Consider the following 12,393-nt stretch of genomic DNA (forward strand, 5'->3'; position numbering starts at 1 on the left):
CCATGTGTGGTATCGTAGGCGTTTTGGGCGAACACGAGGTTGCCCCCATTCTGGTCGAGGCGCTGAAGCGTCTTGAATATCGCGGCTATGACAGCGCCGGGATTGCGACCGTGAACAACGGCGCGTTAGGACGCAGACGGGCCGTAGGCAAGCTGGTGAACCTTAGCGATTTGCTGGTACATGACCCATTGCCCGGGAAGTCGGGTATCGGCCATACCCGCTGGGCCACACACGGCGTACCCTCGGTGACCAATGCGCACCCGCATCAGGCGGGCCCCGTGGCCGTGGTGCATAACGGGATCGTCGAGAACTACCGCGAGCTGCGCGCCGAATTGGCCGAGCATGGGGTGGGTTTCGTAACCGAAACTGACACCGAAACCGTCGCCCTCATGGCCGAGCATTTCCTGAATACGGGCCTGTCGCCGGTTGACGCCGCATTCAAAACCATCGACCGGCTTGAGGGTGCTTTTGCGCTAGCGTTCCTTTTCGACGGTCAGGACGATTTGATCGTGGCGGCGCGCAAGGGCTCTCCGCTGGCCGTCGGTCACGGGGATGGCGAGATGTACGTAGGCTCAGATGCCATCGCACTGGCCCCGCTCACCGACCGCATCACCTATCTTGAAGAGGGTGACCGCGCCGTGCTGACCCGCACCTCGCTGGAGATCCGCAACGAAACCGGTGAGTTGGTCAATCGGGAAGTCCGCCAGATCAAGATCGACCAGTCCCGCGCCGACAAGGGCGGCCATAAGCATTTCATGGCCAAGGAAATCGCCGAACAGCCCGTTGTCGTGGCCGAGGCGATCCGGTCCTATCTGCGCACGGGCGGGGACGAGATCACCCTGCCCGGCGATCTGGACTTCACCAAGCTGGACCGTCTGACCATGGTCGCCTGCGGCACCGCTTTCTACGCCTGTCTGACCGCGAAATACTGGTTCGAGCAACTGGCCAAGATCCCCGTCGAGGTCGATATCGCCAGCGAGTTCCGTTATCGCGAACCGCCCATTCCCGGTCGCACAGCAGCCTTGTTCGTCAGCCAGTCGGGCGAGACAGCCGACACGCTGGCCGCGCTGCGCTATTGCGAGGGCAAAGCCGACAAGATCGTCTCGGTGGTCAATGTTCCCGAAAGTTCAATCGCGCGGGAAAGCGACATCGCGCTGCCCATCCATGCGGGGGTCGAGATCGGCGTGGCATCGACCAAAGCCTTCACCTGTCAGCTCAGCGTGCTGCTGATGCTGGCGCTGAAAGCGGCCGCTGATCGCGGCACTCTGACGCCCAAGCAACTGGCTGATCACGCCGCCGCCTTGCGTGGCCTGCCATCAGTGCTGAACATCGCGCTGGAGCAAAACGATGCCATTCGCGCCGCTGCCCAACGTCTGTCCGAGGCGCGCGACGTTCTGTTTCTGGGTCGCGGCCTCATGTTCCCATTGGCAATGGAAGGCGCGCTTAAACTAAAAGAAATCAGCTATATACACGCCGAAGGTTACGCATCGGGTGAGCTGAAACATGGGCCCATCGCCTTGATCGACAAGCATATGCCCGTGGTGGTAATGGCCCCGCGCGATGCGGTTTTCGACAAGACGGTGTCGAACATGCAAGAGGTCATGGCACGCAAAGGCAAGGTGATCCTCGTTTCCGACGACGACGGCATCGCCGAGGCCAAGGACGGGGTTCAAAGCACCATTCGCATGCCGCACATCCACCCGAGCCTTGCGCCCATCCTCTATTCGGTTCCGGCACAACTGCTGGCCTATCACACAGCCGTGGCAAAGGGGACGGATGTGGACCAGCCGCGCAATCTGGCGAAATCCGTCACCGTCGAATGATGCAAGCCGCCGCATATCTGGACCAGATCAACACGTTTGAGGACACTGAGCGCGCGCAGCAGGCCGCCGCCTATCACAAGGTGGACCGTCCCTATCTGGGCGTGCCCAATCCGGTTCTGAATGATCTGACCAAAAGCTGGCGACAAGAGCTGGATGTGCCGGATCGCGTCGCTCTGGCAGATGCGCTTTGGCAGACGAATATTCACGAAGCCCGCATCGCCGCTGCCAAGCTACTGACGCAGGCACGCATCCGGCCAGATGAAGCGGCATGGGATCTGCTGCAAAGCTGGCTGCCCGATTTCGACGCCTGGGCCGTTGCCGACCACGCCTGTATGGCAATGCAGAAACGCCTGTCCGCCGATCCTGCGCGGTTGGATCAGGTCGAACGCTGGACGACATCCGAGCACATGTGGACCCGTCGCGCGGCTTTGGTCGCTACCCTGCCTTGGACCAAACAGAACCATCCCAAACCAGACGACCTGAAACACCGGGATCGGATCCTGGGCTGGGCTGCGGGCTATGTACCTGACCGTGATTGGTTCATCCAGAAATCTATCGCGTGGTGGCTGCGCGAATTGTCCAAGCACGACGCACCGCGCGTCATCGCCTTTTTGCAAACGCATGGCCTGGCGATGAAACCCTTTGCCCGCCGCGAAGCAGGCAAGTACCTGAAAGATCAGTTGGAGTAGACTTCTAGCTCGACCAGTTCATCAAAGGGCAACAACAGCTCTCGCATCGCGTCCAGCGACAGGCGGCTCCCCCCGCCTTCGGGCCCCGGTGCGGGAACCAGCGTGATGTAAGCCTGCGCGCCGGTTCGGGGTACAAGCACCCGCCCGGTAAATTCCGTCTCGACCAGAGGCGTCTGCATCCAGCGCCCCGGCGTGGTCGGATCGCCCAAGCTGGCAATCGTGGTCTTGGCCCCGATCCAACCGGCAGCGGTAGCTGGGGCCGGTTCGGGTTCGGCGACCTCTTCAACCACAGCCTCTTCGGGTTCGGCTGCGGCAGCCGGTTCACCCCGGTTAAACACTCGATCCGTGGTCGATCGGACTGCATCGCACCCAGCGACCAGAATACAGCATAGCAAAAGCTCATATCTCATGCCTGAACCCTACTGCCGTGCGCGCATCTGTACCAGCGCAAAGCACAGTTCGCCCTTGTCGCAGGGCGGGTGGCGCTTTACCTATGTCGCATGACTGCTCCACTTATCGACCCGTTCGCTCGCGCCATCACCTATCTCCGCGTCTCCGTCACGGACCGCTGCGATTTCCGCTGTGTCTACTGCATGTCCGAGGACATGAAGTTCCTGCCCAAAAAGGACCTGCTGACGCTGGAAGAGCTGGATCGCATGTGTTCGACCTTTGTGAACATGGGCGTAGAAAAGTTACGGATCACCGGGGGTGAGCCGCTGGTACGCCGCAATATCATGACGTTTTTCAACGCCATGACCCGGCATCTGGACAGCGGCGCGTTGAAAGAGCTGACGCTGACCACCAACGGATCACAACTGCATCGCTTTGCCGATGAGCTCTACGCCGCTGGCGTACGGCGGGTGAATATCTCGCTGGATACGCTGGACGAGGACAAATTCGCTCAGATCACCCGCTGGGGACGTCTCAAGCAAGTTCTGAACGGAATTGATGCGGCGCAAAAGGCCGGGTTGCGGATCAAAATCAATGCGGTTGCGTTGAAAGGCTTCAACGAAGAAGAGCTCCCCACGATCACAAAATGGTGTGCCGAACGCGACATGGACCTGACCTGGATCGAAGTGATGCCCATGGGGGATATCGGCAACGAAGACCGGTTGGACCAATACTGGTCACTGAAAGATGTGCGCAAGGAATACGAAAACCACTACACGGTGTCCGACCTGGCCGAACGCACCGGTGGACCCGCGCGCTATGTCCGTCTGGAAGAGACAGGCCAAAAGATCGGCTTCATCACGCCACTGTCGCACAATTTCTGCGAAAGCTGCAATCGCGTGCGCCTGACCTGCACCGGTGAGCTGTATATGTGCCTCGGGCAAGAGGATATGGCAGACCTGCGCGGTGCGCTGCGCAACCATCCCGACACCGAGCAACCGCTGGAAGAGGCGATCCGGGCCGCAATCGACCTCAAGCCCAAGGGGCATGATTTCGACTATTCCCGCCAGTCGGTGGATGGCAAGATGAGCCGCCACATGAGCCACACAGGCGGCTGACATGGCCGCCCCTTCTGGCCGACCGACGCTGCTTTACCATTTGTATTGCGGCCTGACTGCTGTGGCGGCCCCTTTCGTGTGGCGCGCGGTGCGCAAGAAACTTCTGGCGGCAGAAGTCCCAACCCTGCGCCAACATGAGCGACTGGGTCACGCCAGCCAACCGCGTCCCAAAGGCCATCTCATCTGGTTTCACGCCGCCAGTGTGGGCGAGACTCTGTCGGTCATCACTCTGATCAAACGTCTGGGCAAAAGGCTGCCAGATGCCAGCTTCCTGATCACCTCAGGAACACCCACATCGGCGGCGCTCATCGAAAAGCGTATGCCGCCCCGGACGCGCCATCAATACCCGCCCTTGGACGCAGCTGGCCCGGTCCGGCGCTTTCTGAACCACTGGCGACCCGATGCTGCCATCTTTGTCGAAAGCGAAATCTGGCCGCGGCTTATCACCGAAACCCACAATCGCGACACACCTCTGGCGCTGCTGAATGCACGACTTTCAGATCGATCGGTTGAGGGGTGGAAAAAACGGCCCCAAACAGCGCGTTTCCTTCTGGACCAATTCACCCTTTTCCTGACCCAAAACGACAAAACCGCCCGCAACCTGATTGCTATGGGTGCCCCAGAAACCCGCGTGAAACCGGGCACGAACCTCAAAGCGATGTCCGACCCGCTACCGGTGGACCGCACCACACTTGAGGAAATTCGAACCCAAATCAGTGACCGCCCCATCTGGATCGCCAGTTCGACCCACGCCGGAGAAGAGGAAACCGTACTGTCGGCCCATGCCGAACTGCTGAACCGCTGGCCCGACCTGCTGCTCCTCTTGATCCCTCGCCACCCCGAGCGTCGAGGCGACGTCGCCGCGCTGATCCAACAGTCTCACCTAACGGCAGCCTTCCGCTCTGCGTCGCAACCCATTGCGCAGGATGCACAAATCTATGTCGCCGACACGCTGGGTGAAACCGGCACCTGGTATGCGCTCTGCCCTATTGTGTTCCTCGGCGGGTCCCTCAGGGAAATCGGTGGCCATAATCCGTTCGAACCTGCCCAAGCTGGCGCAGCCGTGATCACCGGTCCCGGCTATTTCAACTTCGCCGAGACCTTCGCCCCTCTGATCGAAACAGGTGGCGCAACCGAGGTACGAACAGCACCAGAGTTAACGAAGGCTGTGACCCAATGGTTGTCTGATCCAACCAAACTGAACGCAGCCCGCGAAGCTGCGAAAACCTGCGTAAACTCTCAAAAAAAGGCACTGGACGACATCGTCGAAACACTTTGCGCCCAGCTTAACTTGAAACGTCAGGATCCCACTTCATCTGGCTAAAAATATCCCGGGGGCGTGGGGGCAGAGCCCCCACCGGCCCGCACGTTCAAGCCGCCGGCATCCTCTGTTCAACAATTTCAGCCCACCAGCTACACCCGGCCGGTATCGCTTCATCGTTGAAATTATACTCTGGGTGATGCACCGCTGCCGTGTCCCCGTTGCCCACCAAAATATACGCGCCCGGTCGCTCCTCCAGCATAAACGCAAAATCTTCACCCCCCATGACCAAAGGTGCCTCTTCGCATGCACCGGACACCGACCGCGCCACATCAGCTGCAAACTCGGTTTGCGCCTCGCTGTTCACCATCACGGGATAGCCCCGGTAATAGGTGACATCGACGCGCCCGCCAAAGGTCGCAGCAACACCGTTGCAGATTTCGCCAATTCGCTTCTCGGCCAAGTCGCGCATGGCGGTGCTCATAGTCCGCACAGTGCCGCGCATCTTGACCGTCTGAGGGATCACGTTGAACGCAGTGGAAGAGGTCTCGAACGAAGTGACTGACACCACCACCTGATCCACCGGGTCGGCATTCCGCGCGGCGATGGTCTGCAAGGCCAACACAGCCTGTGCGGCCATCACTGTCGTATCCACCGTTTCATGTGGCTTGGCCGCGTGACCGCCCTTGCCTTCAAACACGATATCAAACTGATCGGTGGCCGCGAAAAACGCACCGGGCCGGATGGCGAAACTGCCAACGGGATGACCCGGCCAGTTGTGCATTCCATAGACCTCTTGAATACCCCATCGGTCCATCATCCCGTCTTCACACATCTCGCGGCCGCCGCCACCGCCTTCTTCGGCCGGTTGAAAGATCACCACAACAGTGCCATCGAAGTTCCGCGTCTCGGACAGGTATTTGGCCGCCCCCAGCAACATTGCCGTATGCCCGTCATGGCCGCACGCATGCATCGCCCCTTCAGTTTTCGAGGCATAGTCCAGCCCTGTCGCCTCAAGGATCGGCAGCGCATCCATATCCGCCCGCAACCCTATGACCTTGCCGCTGGTGTCAGCCTTGCCTTTGATCATCCCAACAACTCCGGTTCGGCCAATGCCCGTCACCACCTCATCACACCCAAATGCCTTCAACTTTTCCGCGACCAGAGCGCTGGTCCGGTGCGTTTCAAACAGAATTTCGGGATGTTCGTGAATGTCACGCCGCCATTCCGTAATTTCCGTCTGCAACTCCGCAAAGCGGTTTTTGATCGGCATATCTCTCTCCCAAATCTATCTGTCTGTCTTCAATGCACCAGATAGCAGCACAATGAACACAGCCAGCGGCAACAGCGCCATGAACGCCAAACGCAATGTAAGCATTTCGGCCAAAAACCCAATAAGCGGAGGTCCGATCAACAACCCGCCATAGCCCAACGTCGCCACGCTGGCGATGGCCTGCCCCGGTGGGATCGTCGCATCATTGGCAGCCCGGCTGAACGCAAGCGGCATAATCACCGCATAGCCGACACCCATCAACGCAAACCCAGCCAGCGCTGGTCCCGGCGCGTTGGCCGCAACAACCCCGATCACGCCCAAAGCCGCACAAACCCCACCGAACCGTGCCGTAGGCACCGCGCCAAACCGAGCGATGACAAACCCGCCTGCCAGCCGGAACGCCACCATCGTAACGGAGAACACCGCATATCCCAACGCAGCGACGCTTTCTGCTGCTCCGGTGACATCACGCAGGAAAATCGCGCTCCAATCTGCGACCGCGCCCTCGCCCAAAGCGCCGCACAGTGCGATGAACCCCACCAGTACCAAGGCCCCCGATGGCAACGCGAAAACCGCCCCACCTGACGTCTCAACCCGCCGCGACGACCATCGCACCCAGGAAAAAGCCAACGCCAGCGCGACCACAACACCGCCCGCCAGCAAGAAGTGCTGTAAGACAGACAAACCCAACTGCACAGCGCCATACCCGCTGAGCGCGCCCAGCCCTGCCCCAAGGCTCCACATCGCGTGAAACGAGGACATGACTGGTTTATCATAGGCCTGCTCGACCTCGGCCGCCCAGGCGTTCATCGCCACATCCATCGAGCCATGAAAGGCCCCGAATACAAACAGAAACGCCGCCAGCGCCCAGAACCCGCCCGCAAAGGCCAGCAGGATCAGGGAAAACGTATAGAGGACGGCAATGACCCGCGTAATCGCAACAGCACCAAACCTGTCGGTCAAACGCCCCGTGACCGGAAAAGAACACACCGCACCTGCCGCCATAAACAGCAGACCATATCCCAAGGCCTCATGCGTCAGATCCAGCCGATCGCGGACCGCCGGAATGCGCGAGGCCCAGATACCGAAAAGCGCACCATTCAAGATGAACATGGCCGCCACGGCCCGCCATGCGGCCAATATTCCGATCACGCTCTAATCCTTCGCACGTCCCTGCCTGTTTCCGTTCTATAGACGCTCCCGGGATGAGCAAATGCGGATTATTCCAACCGCTTGCGTATCTGACGAATCCCGTACCAGACCAAAAACACGACCGGCAGCGTAACAATAGCGGTCAGCATACCTTTGCTGATCCCAGCCTTGGTCAAGGGGTACAGCAAATAACTGGCTAGCGAGACTGCATAATAACTGATCGCAACCACCGACAGCCCTTCGACCGTATGCTGCAACCGCAGCGCCAGATCGGACCGGCGATCCATACTCTCCAGCAACGCCTGGTTTTGTGCGCTGCGCTCCACATCCACCCGCGTTCGCAGCAACTCTCCGGCGCGGATCGCCCGGTCGGACAAGGCTTGCAACCGACGTTCGGTGGATTTCACAGTCCGAATGGCCGGATCATAGCGGCGCATCATGAAGTCCGCGAAACTCTGCCGCCCCGCGAACCGTTCTTCGCGCAACACTTCGATCCGCTGATTGACAATCGCTTCATATGCCCCCGTGGCCCCGAAGCGGAACGAACAGCGGGCAGACAGTGTCTCCAGTTCGATCGAAGTCGACAACAAATCTGGCAATAGCTCATCGGGGTGCGCCGAATTGTCAGTCATCTGCCCCATCAACCGGGTCAGCTGTGCGTCCAACTCACTGATCCGTGGCGTCAGCTGCTTCACCCTTGCAAAGCCTAACATGGACATGGCCTTGTAGGTTTCGATCTCGCACAGGCGTTGAATAATCCGCCCGGTCCTGCGCCGCCCTGTCTGTTCGTCGACAAACAGCGCAAAGCGCATGTGTCCAGCCGGGTCGATGCGAAAGTCACTGGCACAAATGGCCGAGTCGTCCAGCACCCGCGCCACAGCCAAGCTTTCAGGTTCAAACCAATCCCCAAGCGCGGCCTGCACCGCGTCCTCCTCCGCCCGCGGGACCACACGGATCATTGCCGAGGTCACACGCTGACCGGGGCTGGCCATCAACCAATCGGGGGGGAACACCTCGAAATCGGCTGGATTGAAGGCACGATCACTGACATTTTGCGTAATCGCTGTGTAAGTGACAAATTCCGTATGTTGCTCCCATTTCAACCAATGGCGCCCGATCTGTCCGGCATAATGCGTGGCGTCAGGCTGCGGATGCTGTGCGCCATGGCGGTCCAGCAGATTGATCAGATGCGCAATATCTTCATCCCGATCCCGCGCCACCGCTGCCTCGGACTTTTTGATCGCCAGAAACACCACCGTGCAAGGAGAGGACGCCACCGGAAAAGGGCGCGCATGCAATTCATTGGCCAGAGCATAGCGCAAAGGATGATCATCTATGGGGGTCATAACGGGCTCCGAAGTCACCGTCGCACTATACGATGTTCAGGCCTCTCATCAATTCTCTTTTTATTTCTTATAGTTACAAGAATACCTTCGCATACATTCCTGCTATCTTGTTGAAATAACTGCCAACCTGAAACCTAGCAGCCTCAAACACCAAAAAAGCAAACCCCGCATGCTTCATCTGGCCAAAAAATATCCTGGGGGGCTTTGGGGGCAAAGCCCCCCAACATCAAAAAAAAGAAAAGGGCGCCGGCAGGCGCCCTTTGCAATTTCTCTGAACCGGATGCTCAGTCGATCATCGGCAGCAGCTTGTCCAGGGACTGCTTGGCGTCACCATAGAACATGCGGGTGTTCTCTTTGAAGAAAAGCGGGTTTTCGATACCCGAATAGCCGGTGCCCTGACCACGCTTGGACACAAACACCTGCTTGGCCTTCCAGCATTCCAGAACCGGCATCCCGGCGATTGGGCTGTTGGGATCTTCCTGCGCCGCAGGGTTCACGATGTCGTTCGACCCGATCACGATGGCCACATCCGTTTCCGGGAAGTCATCGTTGATCTCGTCCATCTCCAGCACGATGTCATACGGCACTTTGGCTTCAGCCAGCAGCACGTTCATATGACCCGGCAGACGGCCGGCAACGGGGTGGATCGCGAAGCGCACCTCTTTGCCCTTGGCGCGCAGCTTGCGGACCAGTTCGGAAACAGACTGCTGTGCCTGCGCAACCGCCATACCGTAGCCAGGAATGATGATCACGCTGTCAGCGTCGTTCAGAGCTGCGGCAACGCCATCGGCGTCGATGGCCACCTGCTCGCCCTCAACTTCCATCTGCGGGCCCGAGGTGCCGCCGAAGCCGCCCAGGATCACGCTGACAAAGTGACGGTTCATCGCCTTACACATGATGTAGGAGAGGATCGCACCGGACGAGCCAACCAGCGCACCAACCACGATCAGCAGGTCGTTGCCGAGGCTGAAGCCAATGGCCGCTGCGGCCCAACCCGAATACGAGTTCAGCATCGATACAACCACCGGCATGTCCGCGCCACCGATACCCATGATCAGGTGATAGCCGATGAACAGCGCCGCCAGTGTCATCAGGATCAGCGGGAACAGACCACCCGAGGCGGTGTACCAGATCAGGCAGATCAGCGAGAGACCTGCCGCAGCCGCGTTCAGCGCATGACCACCGGGCAGCTTGGTAGCGGCCGAAGTCACTTTGCCCGCCAGCTTGCCATATGCCACAACAGAACCGGTAAAGGTGATCGCACCGATGAAGATGCCCAGGAACAGTTCCACATGCAGGATGGTCAGTTCCGCAGCTGTCTTCTTGGCGATCAGCTTGGCAAAGGCGCCCAGATCCGACAGGTCCGCTTGGTTCGCCGCATCCGCAATCGCCATGACCTGCGCGACGTTGCCGATCTCAAAATGCGCGTTGAAGCCCACAAACACAGCCGCCAGACCCACGAGGCTGTGCATCGCGGCCACAAGCTGCGGCATCTCGGTCATCTGCACGCGCTTGGCGACGTAAGAGCCAATCAGACCGCCGCCTGCAATTAGCAGCAGCGACAGCAGCCACAGGCCCGAACCGGGACCCACAAGCGTGGCGAACACCGCCAGCGCCATACCAACAATGCCATACCAGACGGCGCGCTTGGCGCTTTCCTGGTTCGACAACCCGCCCAGAGACAGGATGAACAGAACAGCCGCAACAACATAAGCGGCAGTGGTGAAGCCAATCATCTACCCGGCCTCCTTAAGATTTCTGGAACATGGCGAGCATGCGCCGGGTGACAAGAAAGCCGCCGAAGATGTTGATCCCGGCCATAAAGACCGACAGCGCCGCCAGCAGGATCACCAGGAACGAGCCCGATCCGATCTGCATAAGCGCCCCAACAATGATGATCGACGAGATCGCGTTGGTGATCGCCATCAGCGGGGTGTGTAGGCTGTGCGCCACGCCCCAGATCACCTGGAAGCCCACGAACACGGCCAGCACGAACACGATGAAGTGCTGCATGAAGCTGGCCGGAGCGACCAGACCCACCAACAGCATCAGCGCGCCGCCCACACCCAGCAGGGTGAACTGCTGCTTGGTCTGCGCCTTAAATGCCGCAATCTCCTGCGCCTTTTTCTCTTCCGGGGTCAGTTCCTTGACCTCGGGCTTCTTCTGCGCTGCGATGGCCTGCACTTTCGGCGGCGGCGGCGGGAAGGTGATCTCACCCTCAAAGGTCACGGTCGAGCCGCGGATCACGTCATCTTCCATGTCGTGGTTGATTTGACCGTCCTTTTCAGGCGTCAGGTCAGCCATCATGTGACGGATGTTGGTGGCGTACAGAGACGAGGACTGCGCCGCCATCCGGCTGGGGAAGTCGGTATAGCCGATGATGGTCACGCCATTGTCGGTCACGATCTTCTCATCCGCGACAGTCAGCTTGCAGTTACCACCCTTTTCCGCCGCGAGATCGACGATGACCGAGCCCGGTTTCATGCTTTCGACCATATCCTTGGTCCAAAGCTCAGGAGCCTCGCGGTTCGGGATCAGCGCGGTGGTGATCACGATGTCCATCTCGGGGGCAAGTTCACGGAACTTGGCCAGCTGTGCGTTGCGGAATTCCTCGGACTGGACAGAGGCATACCCGCCGGTGGCCGCGCCATCCTGCTGCTGCTCTTCAAAGTCCAGATAAACGAACTCAGCCCCCATGCTCTCGACCTGCTCGGCCACTTCGGGGCGCACGTCGAACGCATAGGTGATTGCGCCCAGCGACGTGGACGTACCGATCGCGGCCAAACCAGCCACACCAGCGCCCACGATCAGAACTTTCGCAGGAGGTACTTTACCCGCAGCCGTCACCTGACCGGTGAAGAAACGACCGAAGTTGTTACCCGCCTCAATCACGGCACGGTAGCCAGCGATGTTCGCCATCGAGGACAGCGCGTCCATCTTTTGCGCGCGGGAAATACGCGGCACCATTTCCATGGCGATCACGTTCGCGCCTTTGGATTTGGCCAGCTCCATCCCGTCTTCGTTGCCCGCAGGGTTGAAGAACGAAATCAGCGTTTTGCCTTTGGTAAGGCGCTTCAGCTCGGTTTCAGTGGGTTGGCGGACCTTAGCGACGATATCGACTCCTTTCCACAACGCAGCTGCGGTCTTGACGATCTCAACGCCTGCGGCCTCATAGACCGCGTCCGAGAACCCGGCAGCGGCACCCGCCCCGGTCTCAATCGCGCAGTCATAGCCCAGTTTCTGCAACTGCACGGCAGAATCCGGAGTCATGGCGACTCGGTTTTCACCGTCCAGTATTTCCTTTGGTGTACCTATCTTCACCGGCTGTATCCCCCTAATTT

10 protein-coding genes are annotated in these 12,393 nt (G+C 59.5%); 4 read left to right on the forward strand and 6 right to left on the reverse strand.

Annotated features, from left to right (window positions below; translation table 11 throughout):
• The first annotated feature begins 2 nt into the window (after positions 1-2).
• Both glmS and ACR0C5_RS06000 read left to right on the forward strand, forming a co-directional pair.
• A complete protein-coding gene (glmS, locus tag ACR0C5_RS05995) occupies positions 3-1,823 on the forward strand; it encodes a glutamine--fructose-6-phosphate transaminase (isomerizing) (protein WP_480875264.1) in 1,821 nt (606 codons plus the stop codon).
• A complete protein-coding gene (locus ACR0C5_RS06000) occupies positions 1,823-2,512 on the forward strand; it encodes a DNA alkylation repair protein (protein ID WP_170769830.1) in 690 nt (229 codons plus the stop codon). Before glmS ends, ACR0C5_RS06000 begins: the two co-directional genes overlap by 1 nt.
• On the opposite strand, the gene ACR0C5_RS06005 is transcribed toward ACR0C5_RS06000, so the two are convergent.
• Positions 2,500-2,922, reverse strand: a complete 423-nt coding sequence (locus tag ACR0C5_RS06005) for a hypothetical protein (protein WP_480875266.1) — start codon at positions 2,920-2,922, stop codon at positions 2,500-2,502. The genes ACR0C5_RS06000 and ACR0C5_RS06005 overlap by 13 nt on opposite strands.
• A 90-nt stretch (positions 2,923-3,012) precedes the next feature.
• Between ACR0C5_RS06005 and moaA the strand changes: the two genes are divergently transcribed.
• Entirely contained in the window at positions 3,013-4,020 is a 1,008-nt protein-coding gene (gene moaA, locus ACR0C5_RS06010; protein ID WP_480875269.1) for a GTP 3',8-cyclase MoaA, read from the forward strand.
• A 1-nt stretch (position 4,021) separates the two neighbouring features.
• On the forward strand, positions 4,022-5,344 hold the full coding sequence (locus ACR0C5_RS06015; protein ID WP_480875272.1) for a 3-deoxy-D-manno-octulosonic acid transferase: 1,323 nt from the start codon (positions 4,022-4,024) through the stop codon (positions 5,342-5,344).
• Between the two features lie 46 nt (positions 5,345-5,390).
• On the opposite strand, the gene ACR0C5_RS06020 is transcribed toward ACR0C5_RS06015, so the two are convergent.
• The 5 genes from ACR0C5_RS06020 to ACR0C5_RS06040 all read right to left on the reverse strand — a co-directional run bounded on the left by ACR0C5_RS06020 (position 5,391) and on the right by ACR0C5_RS06040 (position 12,373).
• On the reverse strand, positions 5,391-6,554 hold the full coding sequence (locus ACR0C5_RS06020; protein ID WP_170788354.1) for a M20 aminoacylase family protein: 1,164 nt from the start codon (positions 6,552-6,554) through the stop codon (positions 5,391-5,393).
• Positions 6,555-6,569: 15 nt separating this feature from the next.
• A complete protein-coding gene (locus tag ACR0C5_RS06025) occupies positions 6,570-7,706 on the reverse strand; it encodes an MFS transporter (protein WP_331252254.1) in 1,137 nt (378 codons plus the stop codon).
• A 68-nt stretch (positions 7,707-7,774) separates the two neighbouring features.
• Positions 7,775-9,052, reverse strand: coding sequence for a DUF3422 family protein (locus tag ACR0C5_RS06030; RefSeq protein ID WP_480875276.1), 1,278 nt, complete (start codon positions 9,050-9,052; stop codon positions 7,775-7,777).
• A gap of 284 nt (positions 9,053-9,336) precedes the next feature.
• A complete protein-coding gene (locus ACR0C5_RS06035; protein ID WP_170352592.1) occupies positions 9,337-10,788 on the reverse strand; it encodes an NAD(P)(+) transhydrogenase (Re/Si-specific) subunit beta in 1,452 nt (483 codons plus the stop codon).
• A gap of 13 nt (positions 10,789-10,801) precedes the next feature.
• On the reverse strand, positions 10,802-12,373 hold the full coding sequence (locus ACR0C5_RS06040) for a Re/Si-specific NAD(P)(+) transhydrogenase subunit alpha (protein WP_170769245.1): 1,572 nt from the start codon (positions 12,371-12,373) through the stop codon (positions 10,802-10,804).
• Between the last annotated feature and the right edge of the window lie 20 nt (positions 12,374-12,393).

This window comes from Ruegeria sp. N8 (assembly GCF_056531325.1).